At 72.2% G+C, this 20,353-nt stretch carries 16 protein-coding genes; 8 read left to right on the plus strand and 8 right to left on the minus strand.

The window, feature by feature from the left end:
• Nucleotides 1-93 precede the first annotated feature (93 nt).
• Entirely contained in the window at nucleotides 94-1,587 is a 1,494-nt protein-coding gene (locus MYMAC_RS13865) for a cyclic nucleotide-binding domain-containing protein (RefSeq protein ID WP_239989521.1), read from the minus strand.
• 82 nt (nucleotides 1,588-1,669) lie between these two features.
• Between MYMAC_RS13865 and holB the strand changes: the two genes are divergently transcribed.
• Genes holB through MYMAC_RS13880 form a run of 3 tightly spaced genes read left to right on the plus strand, consistent with a single transcriptional unit; the run spans nucleotide 1,670 to nucleotide 4,514 of the window.
• Nucleotides 1,670-2,704, plus strand: a complete 1,035-nt coding sequence (holB, locus tag MYMAC_RS13870; protein WP_095958427.1) for a DNA polymerase III subunit delta' — start codon at nucleotides 1,670-1,672, stop codon at nucleotides 2,702-2,704.
• Entirely contained in the window at nucleotides 2,701-4,032 is a 1,332-nt protein-coding gene (holA, locus tag MYMAC_RS13875; RefSeq protein ID WP_095958428.1) for a DNA polymerase III subunit delta, read from the plus strand. The genes holB and holA overlap by 4 nt, the downstream gene beginning before the upstream one ends.
• 11 nt (nucleotides 4,033-4,043) lie before the next feature.
• The gene (locus MYMAC_RS13880) at nucleotides 4,044-4,514 is read left to right on the plus strand and encodes a hypothetical protein (RefSeq protein WP_013939381.1); all 471 of its coding nucleotides are present in this window, start codon (nucleotides 4,044-4,046) and stop codon (nucleotides 4,512-4,514) included.
• Between the two features lie 63 nt (nucleotides 4,515-4,577).
• Here the strand turns inward: MYMAC_RS13880 and MYMAC_RS13885 are convergent, their stop codons facing one another.
• Complete coding sequence (locus MYMAC_RS13885) at nucleotides 4,578-5,387, minus strand: NRDE family protein (RefSeq protein ID WP_095958429.1); 810 nt, start codon at nucleotides 5,385-5,387, stop codon at nucleotides 4,578-4,580.
• 115 nt (nucleotides 5,388-5,502) lie between these two features.
• Between MYMAC_RS13885 and metG the strand changes: the two genes are divergently transcribed.
• The 3 genes from metG to MYMAC_RS13900 are packed head-to-tail and all read left to right on the plus strand — an operon-like array spanning nucleotide 5,503 to nucleotide 9,363.
• Nucleotides 5,503-7,611 (plus strand): methionine--tRNA ligase, encoded by a 2,109-nt coding sequence (gene metG, locus MYMAC_RS13890; protein WP_095958430.1) that lies wholly within the window; start codon nucleotides 5,503-5,505, stop codon nucleotides 7,609-7,611.
• Nucleotide 7,612: 1 nt separating this feature from the next.
• A complete protein-coding gene (locus tag MYMAC_RS13895) occupies nucleotides 7,613-8,590 on the plus strand; it encodes a HEAT repeat domain-containing protein (RefSeq protein WP_095958431.1) in 978 nt (325 codons plus the stop codon).
• Nucleotides 8,587-9,363, plus strand: a complete 777-nt coding sequence (locus MYMAC_RS13900; RefSeq protein ID WP_095958432.1) for a TatD family hydrolase — start codon at nucleotides 8,587-8,589, stop codon at nucleotides 9,361-9,363. The genes MYMAC_RS13895 and MYMAC_RS13900 overlap by 4 nt, the downstream gene beginning before the upstream one ends.
• Here the strand turns inward: MYMAC_RS13900 and MYMAC_RS13905 are convergent.
• From MYMAC_RS13905 to MYMAC_RS13925, 5 genes are all read right to left on the minus strand, one after another.
• Nucleotides 9,350-11,326, minus strand: a complete 1,977-nt coding sequence (locus MYMAC_RS13905) for an HD domain-containing phosphohydrolase (protein WP_095958433.1) — start codon at nucleotides 11,324-11,326, stop codon at nucleotides 9,350-9,352. The two genes, MYMAC_RS13900 and MYMAC_RS13905, sit on opposite strands and share 14 nt — an antisense overlap.
• Before the next feature lie 10 nt (nucleotides 11,327-11,336).
• Complete coding sequence (locus tag MYMAC_RS13910) at nucleotides 11,337-12,770, minus strand: OB-fold nucleic acid binding domain-containing protein (RefSeq protein ID WP_095958434.1); 1,434 nt, start codon at nucleotides 12,768-12,770, stop codon at nucleotides 11,337-11,339.
• Between the two features lie 47 nt (nucleotides 12,771-12,817).
• Nucleotides 12,818-13,957 (minus strand): class I SAM-dependent rRNA methyltransferase, encoded by a 1,140-nt coding sequence (locus MYMAC_RS13915; RefSeq protein ID WP_013939388.1) that lies wholly within the window; start codon nucleotides 13,955-13,957, stop codon nucleotides 12,818-12,820.
• Between the two features lie 158 nt (nucleotides 13,958-14,115).
• The gene (locus tag MYMAC_RS13920; RefSeq protein ID WP_095958435.1) at nucleotides 14,116-14,484 is read right to left on the minus strand and encodes a hypothetical protein; all 369 of its coding nucleotides are present in this window, start codon (nucleotides 14,482-14,484) and stop codon (nucleotides 14,116-14,118) included.
• A 22-nt stretch (nucleotides 14,485-14,506) separates the two neighbouring features.
• Nucleotides 14,507-16,102: an NAD(P)/FAD-dependent oxidoreductase gene (locus tag MYMAC_RS13925; protein WP_095961579.1), complete on the minus strand. Its 1,596-nt coding sequence runs from the start codon at nucleotides 16,100-16,102 to the stop codon at nucleotides 14,507-14,509.
• A gap of 299 nt (nucleotides 16,103-16,401) precedes the next feature.
• On the opposite strand from MYMAC_RS13925, the gene MYMAC_RS13930 reads away from it, so the two are divergent.
• On the plus strand, nucleotides 16,402-16,605 hold the full coding sequence (locus tag MYMAC_RS13930) for a hypothetical protein (protein ID WP_013939391.1): 204 nt from the start codon (nucleotides 16,402-16,404) through the stop codon (nucleotides 16,603-16,605).
• Between the two features lie 94 nt (nucleotides 16,606-16,699).
• Here the strand turns inward: MYMAC_RS13930 and mprA are convergent, their stop codons facing one another.
• Nucleotides 16,700-17,356, minus strand: a complete 657-nt coding sequence (gene mprA, locus MYMAC_RS13935; protein WP_013939392.1) for an MprA protease, GlyGly-CTERM protein-sorting domain-containing form — start codon at nucleotides 17,354-17,356, stop codon at nucleotides 16,700-16,702.
• Nucleotides 17,357-17,491: 135 nt separating this feature from the next.
• On the opposite strand from mprA, the gene MYMAC_RS13940 reads away from it, so the two are divergent.
• Nucleotides 17,492-20,314, plus strand: a complete 2,823-nt coding sequence (locus MYMAC_RS13940) for a golvesin C-terminal-like domain-containing protein (protein ID WP_476695884.1) — start codon at nucleotides 17,492-17,494, stop codon at nucleotides 20,312-20,314.
• The last annotated feature ends 39 nt before the right edge of the window (nucleotides 20,315-20,353 follow it).

A 20,353-nucleotide genomic window follows, 5' to 3' on the forward strand; every position in this document is an offset into this window, starting at 1 on the left:
CAATTCAGCACAGGTCAGGGCGGGTCGAACCTGCCCCAGCTTTGGAATCGGAGTACCGAGCTCTGTCACGGCATCCCCCCGCTGCGCCGAAGCCTACTCGTGTGTGGCGTTGAGCCCGAAAATCTGACGCAGGCGTCCGAGTATACGGCCGACCTCGGCGGGAATGGCGTCATTGCTCGTTCCAGTGGCCTCGGCCACCGCCCGCAACTGGGTCCGCCGCTGGGCGAGCATGGAGGAGAGCTGCCGGGCCAGGCCGGGGTACTCGGAGAAGAGGCGGGCGAAGGTGGGCCGGTCGATTTCCAGGAGCAACGAGTCCTGCACCGCCACCACCGTGGCCGAGCGCCGCTCGCCGGTCAGCAGGCACATCTCCCCGAAGTAGCCGCCGCGGCCCAGGCGGGTGACCTCCGACCGGGACTTGCCGGTGCGCACGCTCACCTCGCCCGAGGCGAGCACATAGAAGGTCCGGCCCTCGTCGCCCTCCTGGATGATGTGCTCGCCGGCGCCGAAGCGGCGCACCAGCAGCTCCTGGCGCAGCCGGTCCAGGTCGTCCGAGTCCAGCGTCTGGAAGAGGTCCACGGCGGCCAGCAGGCCGCGGATGGTGTCCTCGGACAGCTCGGCGCGCGCCGTCTCCTGCCGCACGTGCACGCTGCGCTGGGCGTAGGGAATCTCGATGTTCTCCCGCCGCAGCCGGTACCACAGGCGGGTGTGGAGGTCCTCCTTCACGCCGTCGGACTGGCCGTACTCGGCGATGAAGAAGCGCACCATGTAGCGGATGGCGGATTCCTCGTAGCTGAGCGTGCGCGCGATGGGCGCGGGCTCGGGGAGGACGAGCGGCGTCTCCTTGAGGGTCTCCAGCAGGGCCCGCTTGACCTGGTTGGGCGGGGTGTCGCGCGACAGGCGGAACTCCACGTCGATGCCCACCGGGTCCAGGTCCTGCGTGAAGTTCTGCACCAGCTCCTTGGCCACCAGGCTGTTGGGCAGCGTGATGACCTCGCGGCGGAAGTTGGACAGCCGGATGGAGCGCCAGCCGATGAACACGACGCGCCCGGCGTGCGTCCCGATGCGGATGAAGTGGCCCACCTCGAAGGGCCGGTCCAACTGGAGGGACAGGCCCGCGAAGAGGTTGCCCAGCGTCTCCTGGAGCGCCAGACCGATGACCACCGACAGCACCGCGGACGTGGCCACCAGGCCCGCCAGGTCCACGTTGAACTGGGTGCGCAAGAGCGGCAGCACCGCCAGCGGGTACAGCGTGAAGTCGATGACGTTGCGGAGGATCTTCGGCGTGCCCACCGCCGGCGCGCGCAGGCGGATCAGCTTCAGCGCCAGGGCCACGCTGGCCCGGATGCCACCGAAGGTGAACATCAGCATCCAGCCCACCTGGAGCGTCTTCTGGAGGCCTCCCGGGGCGGCGGCCGGCAGGGCCCAGGTGGCCAGCCGGAGCACGATGAACGCGATGAGCAGCCGGATGGCGCTCTTCAGGTCCTGCTTGAGGTCGGCGTCATGGGAGGCGGCGCGCACCCCCATCAGCACGACGATGAGCAGCGCACCCACGGCCAGGGACAGGTTGCTCTGAAGGAAGGGCAGCAAGGCGGGTGGAATGTCTCCCGCCATCTGAGCGAGGGTCAAGGCGGCCGTTGACGCGTGCCGCGTGAGCGGGGATACACGCGCCATGACGCTCGCATCGGTACTGGGACAGCCCCGCGCGGTGGACGCCCTCCAGGCGGCCCTGCGCAGCGGCGCCGTCCACCACGCGTACCTCTTCGCCGGGCCGGAAGGGGTGGGCAAGGAGCTGGCCGCGGTGGGGCTGGCCCAGGCCCTCACGTGCCCCGAGCAGCCGGACGTGGGCTGCGGCGCCTGCGCGAGCTGCCAGCGGGTGGAGAAGGGGCTCCACCCGGACGTCACCTGGGTGATGCCGGACGACGAACGGGTGTCCCGCGGGCTCGCGGGCCGGTCCGACTTCACCGGGACGCCCAGCCGCGAGCTGCGCGTGGAGCAGGTCCGCCAGCTCCAGGAGCGCATCGCCCTGCGCGGCCTGGAGTCGCGCCGCAAGGTGGCGCTCATCGTCTCCGCCCAGACGATGAACGTGCAGGCGCAGAACGCGTTCCTCAAGACGCTGGAGGAGCCGCCCTCCGACACCACCCTGATTCTGGTGGCCAGCGCCATTGACCGGCTGCTGCCCACCATCCGCAGCCGGTGCGGCAAGGTGCACTTCGGTCCACTGCCGGTGGACCTGGTGGCCCGGCGCGTGGCCGAGGCGCGCGAGTTGGACCCGGAGACGGCCCAGCTCGCGGCCGTCATGGCGGGTGGCAGCCTGGGCCGGGCCATGGCGCTGGACGTGGACGCGCTGTCGCGGCGCAAGGACATCGTCACCGCCTTCGAGGCCCTCAGCGGCGAGAACGCCGTGGGGCTGCTGCGCTTCGCGGAGGCCCATGGGGGCTCGCGCGAGGAGGCGGAGCGCACGCTGGAGCTGCTGACGCTGTGGACGCGCGACGTGGCGCTGGTGAAGGCGGACCTGGCGTCCGGGCTGGCCAACCGCGACCTGGCGGAGCTGGCGCGGCAGGTGGCGGCCCGCACCTCCGACCTCCTCCTGCACCGCCGGCATTCGCTGCTGGAGGCGGCGCGCGCGGCCATTGCCCGCAACGGCGCGCCCCGGCTCCAGTTGGAGCGGATGCTCATCGACCTGTTCACGGAGACGTCGCGATGAGCGCCAGTGACCTGGATGACGTGCTGGCCAGCGTGAAGGGGGGCAAGGTCGCCCCGGTGTACCTGCTGGCGGGGGAGGAGTTCCTGGTCCGCAAGGGCGCCGACGAGCTGGTGAAGCTCCTGGTCCCCGACGCGGCCATGGGGCTCAACCTGGCGGTGCTGGACGCGGGCAGCCCGCGCGAGGTGGCGCAGGAGCTGGCCACGCTGCCCCTGTTCCCCGGCCGCAAGGTGGTGCTCGTCAGGGACCCGGAGTTCCTGGCGCCCAAGAAGGGGCGCGGGGACGCGCTGGGCAAGGCGCGCGAGGCGTGGAAGGCGGGCAAGCGGAAGGAGGGCGCGCGGCGGCTGCTGGCGCTGGCGGCGCGCGCGGGCTGGGGCGTGGAGAAGCTGGACCCCGGCGCCCCCGGCGCCCCTTCCGTGGAGCAGTGGAAGGACGAGCTGAACGTGGACCTGGCCGACGCGGACGTGGCCTTCCTCAAGGAGGCGGCCGCCTTCTGCCGCGAGGAGCGCATCTCCGCGCCGGAGGGGGACGCCTCGGTGCTGCTGGACCTCATCCAGAAGGGCGTGCCCACGGGGCATGCGCTGGTGCTGGCCGCGTCCGACGTGGACGCCAAGAATCCGCTGGTGAAGCTGGCCCACGACAAGGGCTACGTCGTCGAGCGGAAGGTCGCCGCGCGCCACAAGGACCTGGACCTGACGGACATCGCCAAGGAGTTCCTGGCGCCCTTCAAGAAGAAGCTGGGCCCCGGCGCGCTGGACGAGCTCAAGGAGCGCATCGGCGGGAACATCCGCCTGCTCCAGTCGGAGCTGGAGAAGCTGGCCACGTACTCGGAGGGGCCCGCGATTGAGCGGGCGGACGTGGCCGCGCTGGTCCACCACGCGCGCGAGGAGGAGTTCTTCGAGCTGTCCGAGGCGCTCCAGAAGCGCGACTTCGGCGGCGCGCTGTCCTACGCGGACGACGCCATGGGGCAGGGGACGCACGCGTTGCAGCTCCTGGGCGCGGTGGCCTCCATCGTCCGGAGCCTGCTGGAGAGCCATGAGTGGCTGTGGCGCTACGCGGGGGGCAACCCGCCGCGCACCGCGAAGGACGTGGAGGCGCGCGTCTTCCCCCGGCTGGAGGCGGAGCTGAAGGGCAGCAAGCGCAAGATGCCCAACGCCTGGGCGCTCACGTTCAGCATGAAGGCCGCCGCGGGCTACGAGCGGCGGGAGCTGCTGGGCGCGCTGGTGGCCTGCGCCGAGGCGGACCTGGCGCTCAAGTCTTCAGCGAATGGCCGGCTGGTCATCGAGCGGCTGCTGGCCACGGTGTGTGTGCGCCAGCACGGCGCGGGTTAGAGGAGGCGCATATGGCGGACAAGCGTCGTTTCGACCTCTTCGCGGACTTCCTGGTGGAGCGCTTCAGCGCCCCGCGCGTCTTCGACGTGGCCGGGGGGCAGGGGAAGCTGAACGAGGCCCTGACGAAGCGCGGCCGCGCCGTCACCACCTTCGACCTGCGGCACAAGCACCTGCCCGTCCAGTACGCCCAGCGCATCTTCACGCTGGAGGAGCCGTGCGAGGCGGAGCTGGTGGTGGGCATGCACCCGGACGGCGCCACCCGCATCATCATCCAGTACGCGGCGGCGCACCGGCTGCCCTTCGCCGTGGTGCCGTGCTGCTCCGACAACGGGATGCCCTACAACCCGTGGATGCGGCACCTGGCCGAGCTGGCCCGCGAGTCCGGCTTCACCACCGTGGAGGAGGTGAAGCTCTCCATGGACGGCCGCGCCCGCGTCATCGTGGGTGAGCACGGCCCGGCGACGCCAGCCACAGGGGCGTAATGGCTGTCCGTGGCCCCGGCCAGGAGGCGGGGCCGTGCGCGGCGCGCGACTCCCTGGGGGGCCCTAGAGCGCTGTCCCAGCGGGGGCGGCCAGCAGGCCCGTGACGTCCTTCCACGGCCCCGTACAGGGCGCCGTGTCCGAAGCCAGGTAGTGCCCGACGCGCCCCGGCGCCAGCGCCACCACGGCGGACGAGCGCGTGCCATAGAGCGGCGTGTGGATGCAGAGCGCCTGGAGGCGCTGAAGGAATTCACGGGGCAGGTCCTCGCCCGCGCCCGGGGGCGGAATCAGCGCCTCGGCGGGGAGCGTCGGGTCGGCCAGCACCGCCTTCAGTCCCTCCGCCAGCTCCGGCCAGGGCTTCTTCGCCACCTCGGTGGTCAGCAGCCGGGCCCGCTCCACCTTGGGCAACTCCTGTGCGTTCAGCACGTCGTTGGGCAGGACATGGACGCCCTCGGGGACGTCCTCCCGCCGCAGCTGCCGGTCCGTCCTCCGGGCGTAGGCCACGCGGAGCCGTTGGGCATCCCCATAGAGGAGGTTGAAGGGCATGAACGCATCGCCCGGCAGGGTGTCCAGGTACCGGTCCACGGCCTCCACGCTGCCGGCCTGGAGGGCCTTGAGCACCACCTCGCCCCGCGAGCGGGGGGCCGGACCCTGGCCTCGCTCGCCCCGCTGGTTCGTCAGGCCGACGAACAACCCGCCGCGGGTTACACCCATCCACGTCCCACCGCGCTCCTCGTCCCGGCCGCCCACGGCGAGCGGGGACTCCAGCAGCACCTGGGGACCGGTGGCGGGGCGGGCGTAGAACTCGTCCCGGTTGGCCGCGAGCACCAGCGGCCATTCGGGGTGGATGTGGCGCAGGATGATGATGGTGCACATGCGTATCCGGTCGATAACATCTCCGGCTCCGCGGCGCATTCGGGCCCGCGGCCTTCACGCCGCCGATGACCTCGGCCATCCGAGCGGCTAAGGTCCGCCGCCCTCAGGAGAGTCCATGGCGGAGAGAATCCTCGTCACCAGCGCGCTGCCCTACGCGAACGGCCCGGTCCACATCGGCCACGCCGTCGAGTACGTGCAGACCGACATCTACGTTCGTTTCCTCCGCTCGTGCGGCAGGGACGTCGTCTACTTCTGTGCCGATGACACCCACGGCACCCCCATCGAGCTGAACGCGGCGAAGCAGGGCCTCAAGCCCGAGGAGTTCGTCGCCCGCTTCCACGAGGAGCACCAGCGGGACTTCCACGACCTCGACGTCCGCTTCGACTGCTTCCACTCCACCAACTCGCCGGAGAACCGCCAGTACGCGGAGCTCATCTACGGGCGGCTGAAGGAGAAGGGCGACATCGAGCGCCGGAACATCGAGCAGACCTACTGCGAGAAGGACCGCCGCTTCCTGCCGGACCGCTTCATCAAGGGCACCTGCCCCAACTGCAAGGCGCCGGACCAGTACGGTGACGCCTGCGAGAAGTGCGGCAAGGCCTACGCGCCCACGGACCTCATCGACGCGCGCTGTGCCCTGTGCGGCACGCCCCCGGTCCGCAAGCACTCCGAACACCTGTTCTTCAAGCTGTCGCGGCACGCGGACTTCCTCCAGGACGTGCTGCGCAAGCCGGGCTTCCTCCACCCGGGCCTGGCCACCCAGCTCCAGGGCTTCTTTGAGAAGGGCCTGGCGGACTGGGACATCAGCCGCGACGGGCCGTACTTCGGCTTCGCGATTCCGGGTGAGACGGACAAGTACTTCTACGTCTGGCTGGACGCGCCCATCGGCTACATCGCCACCACGGAGAAGTGGGCGAAGGAGACGGGCAAGGCGAAGAGCGCGCTGGACTACTGGGCCGCGGACGCCGACACCCGCATCATCCACTTCATCGGCAAGGACATCGTCTACTTCCACGCGCTGTTCTGGCCGGCCGTGCTCAACGTCGCGGGCTTCCACGGCCCCAGCGAAATCAAGGTCCACGGCCACCTCACGGTGAACGGCGAGAAGATGTCGAAGAGCCGCGGCACCATGGTGCCGGTGCGCGACTACCTGGACCACCTGGACCCCAGCTACCTGCGCTACTTCTACGCGGCCAACCTGGGCCCGGGCGTGGAGGACCTGGACCTCAACCTCAAGGACTTCCGCCAGCGCGTGAATGGCGAGCTGGTCAACAACGTGGGCAACCTGGCCAACCGCGCCCTGTCGCTGCTGGCCGGTCCGCTGGAGAAGCGCCTGGCGCCCGGCCGCGCCGAGGGCCCGGGCCGCGCCTTGGTGGAGGCCGCGCTCGCCCGCGTGCCGGAGGTTCGCGACGCGTTCGACAAGCTGGAGTATCGGTCCGCCATCCGCGTCATCACCGAGATTGCCTCGGCCGCCAACGGCTTCCTCCAGACAGCCGCCCCGTGGGCCCAGGTGAAGAAGGACGCGGAGGTCGCTCGCGCGGACCTGTCCGACGCCGCGGACGTGGCCTACCTCCTGGGCGCGCTGCTCGCTCCGGTGACGCCGCGCCTGTCGGAGAAGCTCTTCGCCCAGCTCGGCGCGGAGCCGCTGACGTTCCAGGCCCTGGAGGGCGCGAAGTACCCGCTGTTGGATCGCAGCCGCCCCATTGGCACGCCCGAGCCGCTGCTGCCGCGGCTGGAGGAGGAGCGCGTCAACGCCATCATCAAGCTGCCGGAAGGCGCTCCGGCGCCGCAGGCCGCGGAGGGCAAGCCATCCAAGGGCGCCAAGGCGGAGAAGAAGCCCGCCGAGGCCCCCGCCGCGACGCAGGCGTCACCGGGCGCCGGCGCGGCCGAGGCCTCGGGTGAAATCGAGTACGACGACTTCGCCAAGGTGGTGCTGAAAGCCGGCAAGGTGCTGGCCGCGGAGAAGGTTCCGAAGGCGGACAAGCTCATCAAGCTCACCATCGACCTGGGCGAGGGGAGCCCGCGCACCATCGTCTCCGGCATCGCGGAGGCCTTCGCGCCGGAAGCCCTCACCGGGCGCAACGTGGTGGTGGTGGCCAACCTCAAGCCGCGCAAGCTCAAGGGCATCGAGTCGCGCGGCATGGTCCTGACGGCGGGGCCGGGTGGCAAGGAGCTGTCGCTGCTGGACCCGGGCGACGTGGCCCCTGGCAGCGAGGTGAAGTGACGTGGCGGACTGGCGTGCCGAACGGGACCAGGCCCTCCTGACTCTGGAGCGAGAGAATCGCCCGGCGTTCCGGACGGAAGCCGCGCTCCAGCTCTATCACCTCGCGTCGGAGGTCCCCGAGCACGCCGCCGAATTCCTGGAGGCGCTCCCCCGTCTGCTGGCGGACAAGCAGGTGGAGGTGCGCCGGGCGGGGGTGAGCCTGGCCTCCGTGGTGGTGCCTCCGGCGGAGCTGCCGGAGCTGCTCATCGCCCGCCTGCGGGACGAGGAGTGGCAGATTCGTCTGGAGGCCACCGGCCGGCTGGCGGACCTGGCCCGGCCGGAGCTGCGCGGCGCGCTGGCCAGCATGCTGGAGGACGGCACCTTCGAGGTCCGCTTCGAGGCCGCGCGCGGCATCGCCTCCCTCCAGCACGCCGCGGGGCTGGACGTCCTGCTGGAGGCGCTGGACGCGGACCTGCTGCGCTTCCGGGCGCTGGGCGCGTTGGCGGAGCTGGGGGACGCGCGCGCGCTGCCCCCGGTGAAGAAGCTCTTTGGCCGCTGGCTCCTGCCCGCCTTCGACAAGACGCAGGCCGCCGGGGTGCTGGCGAAGCTGGGAGACCCCGACGGCGCGACGTACCTGCTCCAGCGGATGGCGAAGAAGCGGTGGAGCCCGGACCGCGCCCTGGCCGTGGAGCTCTGCGGCGAGGTGAAGGCCCCCGGCGCGCTGGAGCGGCTCAAAGAAGTGCTGGACGACGTGAAGGACCCCTGCCAGGGCGCGGCCGCGAGGGGCCTGGGCCGGCTGGGGGACGCGCGGGCGCTGCCCTGGCTGGTAGGCCTGCTCCAGGACACGCAGGCCTCCGAGGACACCCGGCTGGACGCCGCGGATGGGCTGTGGCGCCTCGGCGGGGCGGAGGCGCGTGAGGCCGTTCGCAACGCGGTGAGTACCTTTCCCTCGCCAGAGGCACGCGCCGAACTGGAAGAGCTGTTGCGGGAGGAGTCATGAGATTCGTCGACGCCCACTGTCACCTCGAGGTGAAGGACTACCCGGACGTCATGGCCGTGCTGGACGCGGCGCGCGCCGCGGGGCTGGTCCACGCCGTGGTGGTGGGCCAGTTCCACGGCCCGGGCAACTGGGGCAACGCGCTGGAGCTGGCGGCGGCGCACCCGGAGTTCCTGTCGCCCACGCTGGGCATCCACCCGCACGAGGCCGCGCGCGCCACCGAGGAGGACCTGCTCACGTTGGAGCGCACCTGCGCGCGCCCCGAGGTCCGGGCGGTGGGCGAGGCGGGCCTGGACTACTACTACGACCACTCGCCGCGCGAGGCGCAGGCGGAGGTGTTCCGGCGGCAGTGCGCGCTGGCGCGCCAGTTGGGCAAGCCGCTGGTGGTGCACGTGCGCGACGCGCATGATGACTGCGACGCCATCCTCGGCGAGACGGGCGTGTCCCAGGGCGTCATCCACTGCTTCACCGGCGACACGGACGCCGCGCGGCGCTACCTGGACCGGGGCTTCCTCCTGTCGCTGTCAGGCGTCATCACCTACAAGAAGACGGAGGCGCTCCAGGACGCGGTGCGCTTCGCGCCGTTGGACCGGCTGATGGTGGAGACGGACAGCCCCTACCTGGCGCCGGTGCCGCACCGGGGGCGGAAGAACCAGCCCTCGCACGTGGTGGAGACGGCGAAGAAGGTGGCCGAACTCAAGGGCGTGACGCTGGAGGAGGTGGCCGCCGCCACCACCGCCAACGCCGCCGCCCTCTTCAACCTCAACCTGCGTTGAGGCCGCCGGCCAGGGCCGCGAGGTCCTGGTCCATCTGCGGCACGTCCAGCAGCAACGCGTCCGGGTCGTACTGGAAGTCCGCCTGCTTCAGCTTCAGCAGGGCCTGCAACGCGGGCTCGCCGGAGTGGCCGCCGAAGGACGCGAAGACGACGCGGCCCCGCTCCAGGTGCAGGTAGCCCTCCAGCGTGTGCTGGCGCAGGTTGAGCCGGCCGCTCTTGTGGCCGCCGCCCAGCGTGCGCAGCAGCTCGCGCGGGGGGAGCTCGTCGAAGCTGCCGCGCACCACGCGGCCGGGGCCGTTGTGCTGCACCCGGTCGTCGAAGAGCGCCTGCACCGTCGTCGCGATGGCGGGCTTGTCCGCGGGCGACAGCACGTCCGTGGCGCCGGCCATGAGCAGCCGCTCGCGCGTGGGGGCGTCGGGCTCGCCCACCACCGCGATGGGCAGCCCCGCCGTCTCCGGCGCGGAGCGGGCCTGCTCCAGCAGGTCCATGACGTCCTGCAGGCCCAGCCGCAGGCTCACCACCAGCACGTCGCAGTCCTGCCGCGCCAGGCCATCCCGCGCGCCCTCCACGGTGGACAGCGCGTGCGCCACCAGGCCCTGCTTCAGCACCGCCTCCAGCAGCTCGCCGCGCGCCGTCTCGTCCGGCTCCACCACGAGCACCTGGCGGCCCTCGCTCTCCAGCCGGTGGCGCAGCAGCTCGCCGCTCTGGAGCTGGATGACGATGTCCGCCACCACCGGGTCGTAGAGCACGCCCGCGTACTTGCGCAGGTGCTCCAGGGCCTGCTCCTTGGGCAGCACGCGGCCCAGGGCGTTGCCCGGGTTCTTCGTCAGCTCCAGGAAGCTGTCCACCGCGGCCAGGATGCGCGCGCCCAGGGTGATGTCCTCGCCCTTGGCGCCCTGGGGCGTGCCGGAGCCGTCCCAGGCCTCGTACATCTGCGCCAGGATGGTGTTCGTCTGCGCGGGCAGGTGCACCGTCTCGAACATGCGGGTGGGGACGCGGCAGGCCTGCTTCGCCTGCGCCTTCCACTCCGGGTTGACGGCGTTGCTCGCCAGCGAGAAGTGCCGCTCCGCCGGCTTGCCCAGGTCATGGAGGTAGGCGGCGATGGACAGCGCGGCCAGCTCCTTGTGGGGCATGCCCATGCGCTGGCCCACGATGCCGGCCTGCCGCGCGAGCTGCGCGGAGTGCCCCCGGTGGCGCTGCCGGTCCTGCTCCAGCAGGCCCACCATGATGCCCAGCGTCTCCACGTAGTCGCTGTCGCTGACCAGCCCGCGCGGGCCGCCGGGCTCGCGCCGCTGGGTGGACGGGCGGACCGCCGGGGTGCCGGTGCTGCTGCCGCGCTGCAGCCGCATCCGCGCGTCCGTCTCCACGCGGAAGTTGAGGCTGAGCCCGCCCCGGTTGCCGGTGCCCGTCGTGGTGCCCGCGAAGGTGCGCCCGTGCTCCGGCGCGCCCGCGCGGGACGGCGCGGCCGGGGCCGCGCTCTGCGCGTTGGCGCCCTCCAGCAGCGCGGTGAAGGCGGTGGGGTCGCCGTAGTAGTGCTTGCGGATGGCCGCGGAGATGGCGCTGCGCAGGCCCACGTACGCGTAGACCTCCGACATGCCCGTGACGAGGGCGATCTCGTCCATCAGCGACTTGTTCTGCGGCTCGGCGGCGACCACGGAGAGCAGCTTGCGCTCCGGGTCCACCGCCAGCGGCAGCACGTTCTGCGCCTCGGCCAGACGCACCGGGAGCCGGTCCAGCACCTCGGTGGCGATGCGCGCCTTCGCCAGCTTGTCCGCGCTGACGAAGCGCGTCTGGAACTCCGCCGCCAGGAAGCGCAGCAGCGCCGCCTCCTGGAGCAGCCCCAGCTCCACCAGGCAATCACCGACCTTGTGGCCGGTGATCTTCTGGTGCTCCAGGGCCTGTTCCACGGCCCCGGCGTTGACGAGCCCCGCCTCGATGAGGCGCTCTCCCAACCTCTTCGCCATGTGGCCTGCCTCAGCTCTCCGAGGAACCCTCGCCGCCCTTGTCGGACGATACCGTGGTCAGCGCGCTGAACGGCTTGAACGTCAGCTCCCTGGGCAGCGAGCTCGCGTCACGCGGCGGCCGCTCCTCGCGGGGCGGCCGGGGCGGGCGCTCCTCACGGGGCTGCCGCTCCTCGCGGGGCGGACGCTCCTTGCGCGGCGGACGCTGGGCCTGCTCCTGCTGCGCAGCCGCCCCCTCGGCCGGGGCGCCGCCCTGCTGCGGCTTCTCCGCCCGGGCCTTGCGCTTCTCCTCGCGGCCCTTGCGGCGGCCACCTCCCTCCACCGGGGCGCGGCCCCGCGAGGTGGGCGAGGCGCCCTTCCAGAGCTGGCGCTCGTAGGGGCGCACCACGTCCGTCCACTTGTCGTGCGAGTCGCGCTGCATGGCCTCCAGCCACGAGGCGATGCGCGCGTCGAGCGACTCCAGTGAGTGGATGATCTGCGCCTCCAGCGTCACCGGCGACTTCGGGCTGCCGTGCTGCGCGTCGCCGTGCTGGGAGATGACCAGGTGCGTGAGGTGCTGCTCCAGGAGCGGCGGGAAGCCAGGGATGGCCAGCGCCTTCTCGCGCAGCTTCTGCGCCGTCAGGACCAGGTTGCCCACCAGCCGGCCCTCGTCGGAGGACTCGGAGGCGTCCGCCGCCTTCATCACCTGCTGGAGGAGCGCGCCGGCCAGCAGCAGGTCCCGGTCCGCCATGGGGTACTGGTCCGCCACGCGGAGCGTCAGCCGCATCACCGACAGGATGTGCTCCGCCAGGCCGCCGCGCCACGCGTGGTGCGTGCCCCGGGCGCCCTGGGCCACCGGCAGGCCGGACGCGATCTTCGGCTCGTCCAGGAAGGCCAGCAGGAGCTGCTTCACGAACGCGTCGCTGATGCGCTCGGAGACCATCTCCCGGATGAGGCCGGCGGCGCGCGCGCCACCCGGGCCCTCGTTGCCGCGAGCCTCACCCTTGTCGGCCTTCTCGGGCTTCTCCGCCTTGGCTTCCGGGGCGGCCTTGGGCTCGGGCGCCGCGGGCTTCGCCTCGGCGGGGGGCGGGGCCGGGGGCGGCTCGAACTCCTTGGGGTCCAGGGGCTCGGGGTCCAGGCGCTCCACGGCCTCGACGACGACCTGGGTGCGGCCGTGGAACTGGATGACGTTGCCCTGGACGAGCACGAAGTCGCCCGGCTGGAAGAGGGGCTCGAGCGTGTCGACCTTGTCGAAGACGCGGGCGTCGACCTCGCCGCTCTTGTCGACGAGCGTGGCGGAGACGAACACCTTGCCGCTGCGGGCGGTCACCTTCTCCTTCTTGGTGACGCGGAAGACGGTATGGACGCGGTCCTTCTCCCGCAGGTCGGCCGCATACACCTTGCGGACGGTCTCCACGGAGCCTTCCTGGGTGGGGGACGCGGACTCGGGCACGTTTTCGTTGGTCATTGCGGCGGCGGACACTACCACTCCGGCGGCCGCGCGGGGGGACGGCCTTAGCTGACTTCCAACGCCACTGCGTCGAGGTACTCGGCCCCCGAGGAGCCGGCCAGCGTCGGGTGGTCCGGCGGCAGGCCGGGACGGGCCAGCCGGGTGGCGATGCGCGACTCGCCCTCGCAGGCGGTGGCCACCAGGTCATCGAAGCGGCCCTGGGGGAGGGGCGGATGGTACCCGGTGACCATCATCCAGCCCCCGTGGCGCGTCCTGCGAAGCGCGTGACGCAGCAACTCCACGAATTCCTCGTCGGTCGCCACGCCCGGCGTGTCCAGCAGCACCAGGTCGAAGGCGTCTCGGACGGCGCGCAGCACCTGGAGGGGCTTGCCCGTCTCCACCATCACCCGTCCCAGCAGGCCGTTGGCCTCCGCGTTCTCCCGGGCCAGGTCCGCGGCGTCCGGGTTGGCGTCGAAAGCGAGGATGTGCCGGGCGCCGTGGACGCCCGCGTGGACGAAGAGCCCGCCCACGTTGCAGTTCGCGTCCAGCACGCGCGCGCCCTGGGCCATGCGCGCCACGAAGCGGCGGACCTCGCGCTGGTCATACGCGTAGCCCGTGCCCTGGCCGTACGTGAGGTCCACGGTGAAGCGGGCGCCCAGCTCCAGCAGCCGGCACCAGCGGGGTGGGGTGCCATAGAGGACGTGGGGGCGCTGCGTGGGCAGGCCCAGCGCCTTGCGGCGCGCGGTGTCGTTGCGCAGCAGCACCGAGCCCGCGCCGGCCACCTCCACCAGCGCCCGCGTCAGCTCCTCGTGGCGCGCGTCCATGGCGCGGGTGAGCGTCTGCACCACGAAGTGCGTGTCGTAGCGGTCCACGATGAGGCCGGGCAGGCCGTCCCCGTCGTCGTTGACGACGCGGCAGAAGCGCGGGTCATCCACCAGCCTGCCGCGGCGCTCGAAGGCGCGGCGCAGGTGGCGGGGAATCAGGCCCTCCACCACCTCGTCTGGCTGGCCGAGCCGCCGCACCGCGTAGGACGCCTCCAGGTCCACGTCGCCCAGGCCCAGCACCGAGCCGTCCTCGTCCCGGAGCTGCACGGGCTCGCCGGGCAGCGGCGTGCCCTCCATGGAGACGATGTCCTCCCGCCGCAGCCAGGGCGCGCCATGGCGCAGTCGGCGGGCGGCGTCGCGGGACAGATAGGTGCTGAGCACGGTGGGTTCTCCTCTCGCGGCGGCCCGAGGGCACCGGCGCCCGGGGCGTGCTACCAGGGGAGAAGATGGGGTGCTGGCCGCCGGATGGCTGCCCGTCCCGGAGCGCCACGCCGGGGGGCAGCCGGCCGGGCGGGCGCCTGGGGCGCCCCCGCGGACCCTCAGCCGCCGCTGGGGGCGCGCTTGAAGGCCTGGGTCGTGATTTGGAAGAGCAGGGTGCTGGCCACCAACGCCAGGACGATGCCAATGCCGCGCAGCCGCAGTTCATCCCGGAACACCAGGGACAGGGCCAGCGCGCTCAGCAGCACCACGGCCGCCACGCGCAGCACCTGCCCCCGCTGCAAGGCCCCGGAGCGCGCGGGCCTCGCCTGGGCCAGGACGGGGATGCTCGCCGCCTTCCGCCAGGTGGTGGCCGTCTCCTCCCGGACGTCATCCTCCGGGTCCACCAGCCCCTGGACGTAGGCCCGCTCCACGTCCAGCAGGCTGGGGTAGACCAGCTCGCCCTCCGGCGTCCGCACGACGTATCCCATGCGCCCTCCTCCCGGCCGTCCGTCAGGACAGTTCGGTGGCAATCTGCTCAGCGACGCGCAGTCCATCAATGGCGGAGGACACGATACCGCCCGCGTACCCGCAGCCCTCGCCCGCCGGGTAGAGGCCCTTCATGGACACCGACTGGAGGTCCTCGCCGCGGGTGATGCGCACCGGCGACGAGGTGCGGCTCTCGATGCCGATGAGCTTGCCCTCCTCGCTGATGAAGCCGCGCATCTTCCGCTCGAAGGTGCGCAGCGCCTGCTTCAGCGACTCGGTGAGCCGCTCCGGGAAGAGCCGGTTCAGGTCCACGTGCGCCAGGCCGGGGCGGTAGCTGGTGCCGCCCGGGTCCTTCTTCACGCGCCCGGCCAGGTAGTCCGGAATCGTCTGGGCCGGCGCGTAGAACCTGCCTCCGCCCAGCTCATACGCCTTGGACTCCCAGTGGCGCTGGAACTCCAGGCCCGCCAGCGGCCCGCGGAAGCCCTCGCGCTCGAAGTCCGCCACGGACACGGACACGACGATGCCCGCGTTGGCGTAGCGCGCGTTGCGCCGCGAGTTGCTCATGCCGTTGGTGCACTGGAGCCCCTCCTCCGTGGGCGTGGGCACCACGATGCCGCCGGGGCACATGCAGAACGAGTAGACGCCGCGCACCTCGCCGTCCACCTCCAGGTTCTCCGCCAGCTTGTAGTCCGCCGGGGGCAGGCGCGGGTTCTTCGCCGCGTTGCCGTACTGGATGCTGTTGATGAGCGTCTGCGGGTGCTCGGCGCGGAAGCCCAGCGCGAAGGGCTTGGCCTCCACGATGACGCGGCCGTCGGCGGCGAAGCGCTCGTACAGCTCGCGCGCGGAGTTGCCGGGGGCCAGGATGACGCGGTTGCTCTCCAGCGTGCGGCCGTCGGACAGCTTCACGCCGGCCACGTGGCCGTCCTTGTAGAGCAGGTCCTCCACGCGCGTGCCGAAGTGGACCTCGCAGCCGCCGGCGATGAGCTCCTCGCGCAGCTTCGCCACCGCGCCGGGCAGCAGGTCCGAGCCGATGTGCGGCTTGCCGTCGATGAGGATCTGATCCGGCGCGCCGTAGCGGGCGAAGGCTTCAATGACCTTGCGCACCATGGGGTGGTTGATGCGCGTGGACAGCTTGCCGTCCGTGTACGCGCCCGCGCCGCCCTCGCCGAAGTTCATGTTGCTTTCGGGGTCCAGCGTCCCGTCGCGCATGAGCTTCGCCACGTCCTTGCGGCGCGACACCACCTCCCGGCCCCGCTCCAGCAGGATGCTGCGCACGCCGCGCTCCAGCAGGCCCAGCGCGGCGAAGAGCCCCGCGGGGCCCGTGCCGACGATGATGGGCCACTGCTCCGGCGCCTTCACCGGGGCCAGCGGCTCCGGCGCGGGGGGCGCCTCGCCCACGTCCGGCGGCAGCTTCGTGGGCTGCTTGCCCCGGGCCAGCTCCACCTCCAGCGTGTAGATGTAGCGCGGGCTGCCCTTCTTCCGCGCGTCCAGCACGGAGCGCACCACGCGCACGGACGCGAGGTCGGAGCGGGTGACGCCCAGCTTCTCCGCGGCGCGCTGACCGAGCAGCTCCTCCGGCTCGTCCAGCCACAGCCCGATGTTGTTCACCCGATACGCCATGGCCATCCGCTCCTGGTGGGGCGCGTATGTCGCCGCCCCGTTGAAAGATTGCAAGCCCTTGAAATCCGGGTGCGAACCCGCTGATGCACCCCCCCGCGCCAATCCCCCATTCCTCCGAGGACTGCGCAACCGCGTTCGCACTGCCCTCCAGGGCCGTTCGGGGCCCTGGTCTACTTCAACCACCGGGAAATGTTGAGGAATCCGTTTGGAAGAGAATGGCTGGCACGGGGGTTGAAACAGGGCCGGACCGTGATTAGGCGGCGTCGCTCCTTCCCGGCCGCTTTTTGGAGGAACTGACCTTGAGCACCGATCAAAAGGGCACCCGGATCCTGGCGCGCACCTTCTTCAACCAGCTGCGCGCGAGCGGCTATACCCCGCACCAGGTGATTGGCATCGCCACGGAGCTGCTCGAGCTGGTGACGACGGACCTCAAGGAAGGCGACAAGGCCGCGGCCGTCCAGGCGGCGCAGGAGCAGGCCCCGGAGCTTCGCCCCAACGCCTGAGGTCCACAGCGCTTCTCCCCGCGGGCGCGCGGGCTCCGGACGGGTTTCCGGGGCTCCCGCCCGCGTGTGGAGGAAGCTTCAACGGATTGCTGAATCAGGCGCGGGGCGCCGCGTCCTGCTCCCGCCTCCGCTGGTACGCAGCCGCTCCGGCGACAAAGAGCAGACCCGCGGTGAGGGCGCTGAAGACGCTGCTGGCCGTCTGCATGGCCTGGAGCGCCATCAGCGCGCCGCCCGCGACGAAGGCGGCTCCATCCACCCACACGGGCCGGCGCTGGGGCAGCACCAGCACCAGGATGCAGGCCGTCAGCGGCAGGCCCAGCGCCACCTGACGGACGATGGCGTCGGTGCTGGTGCGGACCGTCTCCCAGTTGTGCACCAGGATGGCGGCGAAGATGACCACCGTGCCCAGCGCGAGCACCAGCACGCCCGCGGCGGCCGCGTCCTTGGCCAGCCGGGCCTTCTCGTCGAACTGCTGGACGGCCAGGTCCACCAGGTGCTCCAGCGCGCTGTTGAGGATTTCGGCGAAGAAGATGAGCAGGACGCAGAAGATGAGCGTCACCTTCTCCGCCAGCCCCAGCGCGATGCCGCTGCCCACCAGCCCCACCAGCACGGCGGCGATGAGGTGCACGCGCATGTTGCGCTGGTAGATGACGGTGTGGATGAGCCCCGCCCACGCGTGCCCGAACGAGGCCAGCAGCCCCGAGCCATGACGGGGTGGGAAGGACGTGGGTGGCCGGGGAGGTGCGTTCATCGATGGCGAAAGCGCGGGGGAGGCTAGCACCCGCGAGCCGGATTGCCCCGTCGTCGTGAAGGGGTATGGTCCGACCCTGTGAATGCCCCTTCCTACCCTCTTCGTGTCCGTCTGGGTGGCGCACTTCTCGCGCTGGTGTTGACTTCCTCCCTGGCCCGCGCCGAACCCGCCGCCGCGCACGACCATTCGCTCGACGAGGGGGCGTGTGGCCTGGAGCCGCCGGGCGCGTGGTACGTGCCCATGCCCGGGCCCCGGCCACATGAGACACGCCGCCTGTCCGCCGCGGAGCCGCCCGTGGTCCGGCGTGAGCCGCGCACGAGCGCCTCGGGCACGAAGGCGGGCCTGCCGCAGACGCGCCAGCGCGTAGGCGCGCTCTCCGGCAAGGTGGTGTACCTGAGCCCCGGCCACGGCTTCACGCGCAGCGCGCCGCTGAGCCGCTGGGCCACGCAGCGGCCCAACACCTGGGCCGTGGTGGAGGACCTCATCTCCGCCGAGGTGCTCAACCAGTACCTGCTGCCCATGCTGACGGGCGCGGGCGCCACCGTGGTGCCCCTGCGCGAGCCGGACCTCAACCGGCACATGGCCATCGTCGACGACGGGCAGGCGGGCTACGCCGAGGACGGCGCCGGCTTCGAGTCCTCCGCGCAGCCGGGCTGGGCCACGCCGCCCACGCCCATGGGCAACGGGGTGGAGCCCTTCGGGCTGGGCACCACGCGGCTGATGGCCACCGCGCGCGCCGCCACCGCGAGCGCCACCTGGACGCCGGAGCTCCCCGCGGAGGGCAGCTACCACGTCTACGTCTCCTACGCGGCGGACCCCAGCCGCGCGCCGGACGCGCACTACGTGGTGAAGCACGCGGGCGGTGAGAGCCACTTCCGCGTCAACCAGCGCCGCCACGGCGGGACGTGGGTGCTGCTGGGGCGCTTCTACTTCAAGGCGGGGCAGCACCCGGACTCCGGCGCGGTGGTGGCGCTGAACGACACGGCGGAGGGCGGCACGGTGTCGCTGGACGCGGTGCGCTTCGGCGGGGGCAGCGGCGTCATCGGTGATGACGCCATGGCGCCCCTGCCGCGGCCCCGCTACGAGGAGTCCGCGCGCTACCACGTGCAGTTCAGCGGCGCGCCCTTCGAGGTGTACGCGCCCTCCGGTGCCAACGCGCTGTCCAACGAGCGCAACGCGGACGTCACCGCGCGCCCGCGCTTCGCCGCGTGGCTGCATGAGGAGGGCGAGGACGCGGTGTACCTGGCGTGGCACACCAACGCGTCCCTGTCGGGCAGCGTGTCCGGGACGGAGGCCTACGTGTACGGGCCCAACCCGGTGGACGGTACGCTCGACTTCACGGGTGTCCCAGGCAGCGACGTGCTGGCGCAAGCGCTGCTGGACGAGTTCGCGCGGGACCTGCGCCGCGAGGTGGACCCGAGCTGGCGGGTGCGCAACCTGCGCTCGGCGAACCTGGGCGAGGTGAACCCCAGGCACAACGACGAGATGCCGTCCGTGCTGCTGGAGGTCGCCTACCACGACAACGTCACCGATTCGAACCGGCTGAAGGAGCCGGTGTTCCGCCGGGTGGCCGCGCGCGCCATCCTCCAGGGCCTCATCAAGTACTACGCGGCCCGGGACGGCGTGCCCGTCGTCCTGCCGCCGGAGGCCCCGGAGGCGGTGGCCGCGCTCAACGGCAGCGCCGGGACGGTGGAGCTGCGCTGGGCGGCGCCGCCGGCCAACCCGGACGAGGAGGGCCGCGACGCGCCCACGGGCTACCGCGTGTACCAGAGCGCGGACGGGCTGGGCTGGGATGACGGCACGGACGAGGCGGGCCTGTCCTTCCGCGCCACGCTGGCGCCTGGCACCACGCGCTACTTCCGCGTGGCCGCGGTGAGCGCCGGCGGCGAGGGCTTCCCGTCCCCCACCGTGGGCGTGCGGACGCCGGCCGGCGAGGAGGCGGCGCCGGTGCTGGTGGTCAACGGCTTCGAGCGGCTGGACGCGGCCCAGGCCTGCGCCGAGGCCCTCGACAACTACGACCTGGCGGCGCCCGTGCGCCTGCTGCTGGAGACGATGAATGACGGCACCTATGTGCGTCGGCACGGCGCCGCGCTGGCGCACGCGGGCCTGGCCTTCGACAGCGCGACGCGCGCGGCGGTGGCGGCGAACCTGGTGACGGTGGGCGGGCCCTACCGGCTGGTGGACTGGTTCACCGGCCGGGGTGGGGCGGGGGGCGCCGGGCCCTCCCGCGAGGAGCAGGACGCCCTGCGCGGCTTCGTGATGCAGGGCGGGCACCTGCTCCTGTCGGGCAGCCACGTGACGTCCGCGCTGGCCGTGGGCTCGGTCGAGGACCAGGCCTTCCTGGCGGACATCCTCCGCGCGGCGCCGGGCGGCGCGGGCAGCTGGCCCCCTCCCTTCTCCGTGGAAGGCCTGCCGGGGGAGTGGCTGGCGCAGCTCTCCGGGGTGGGCCTGGATGACGGCACGCGGGGCGGCTACGCGGTGGGCGTCACGGACGTGCTGATGCCCGCGTCGGGGGGCACGCGGGTGCTGCGCTACGCGGGGACGGGCATGGCGGCGGGCGTGGCGTCCGCGCCCAACGGACGGGTGCTGCTGCTGGGCATGCCCTTCGAGGGCATCGTCAGTCCCGTGCATCGCGCCGGGCTCCTGTCCTCGTTCCTGGTGCAGGCGGGCCTGCTGACCGAAGCGCCCCCGCCGCCGGCCGGGGAATCCGGCGCGGCGGGCCTGCTCACCGCCTGCGTGACGGCGCGGGGCGTGGATCCGCACCCGCCGCCGGAGCCCGAGCCCGAGCCGGAGCCCGAGCCCCACGTCGTGGACGTGCTGCCGCAGTTCTATCCGCTGGGCGATGCTGGCTGTGGCTGCGGGGCGGGTGGGGGAACGGGCACCGCGCTCTGGGTGTTGCTCGGGGTGATTGTTCAGCTTCGGCGTGCGCGCCGTCGCGGGGATGACGCCGGGCGTTGACTCGGCGGGTCGCGATGCCTACGGTCGGCCGCCCTCGAT

The organism is Corallococcus macrosporus DSM 14697 (genome assembly GCF_002305895.1).
Lineage (GTDB): Bacteria > Myxococcota > Myxococcia > Myxococcales > Myxococcaceae > Myxococcus > Myxococcus macrosporus.

Coding starts and splice junctions, on each gene's coding strand:
- holB (WP_095958427.1), top strand. CDS start 1,670: ATGACGCTCGCATCGGTACTGGGACAGCCCCGCGCGGTGGACGCCCTC.
- holA (WP_095958428.1), top strand. CDS start 2,701: ATGAGCGCCAGTGACCTGGATGACGTGCTGGCCAGCGTGAAGGGGGGC.
- MYMAC_RS13880 (WP_013939381.1), top strand. CDS start 4,044: ATGGCGGACAAGCGTCGTTTCGACCTCTTCGCGGACTTCCTGGTGGAG.
- MYMAC_RS13885 (WP_095958429.1), bottom strand. CDS start 5,387: ATGTGCACCATCATCATCCTGCGCCACATCCACCCCGAATGGCCGCTG.
- metG (WP_095958430.1), top strand. CDS start 5,503: ATGGCGGAGAGAATCCTCGTCACCAGCGCGCTGCCCTACGCGAACGGC.
- MYMAC_RS13900 (WP_095958432.1), top strand. CDS start 8,587: ATGAGATTCGTCGACGCCCACTGTCACCTCGAGGTGAAGGACTACCCG.
- MYMAC_RS13905 (WP_095958433.1), bottom strand. CDS start 11,326: ATGGCGAAGAGGTTGGGAGAGCGCCTCATCGAGGCGGGGCTCGTCAAC.
- MYMAC_RS13910 (WP_095958434.1), bottom strand. CDS start 12,770: ATGACCAACGAAAACGTGCCCGAGTCCGCGTCCCCCACCCAGGAAGGC.
- MYMAC_RS13920 (WP_095958435.1), bottom strand. CDS start 14,484: ATGGGATACGTCGTGCGGACGCCGGAGGGCGAGCTGGTCTACCCCAGC.
- MYMAC_RS13925 (WP_095961579.1), bottom strand. CDS start 16,102: ATGGCGTATCGGGTGAACAACATCGGGCTGTGGCTGGACGAGCCGGAG.
- mprA (WP_013939392.1), bottom strand. CDS start 17,356: ATGAACGCACCTCCCCGGCCACCCACGTCCTTCCCACCCCGTCATGGC.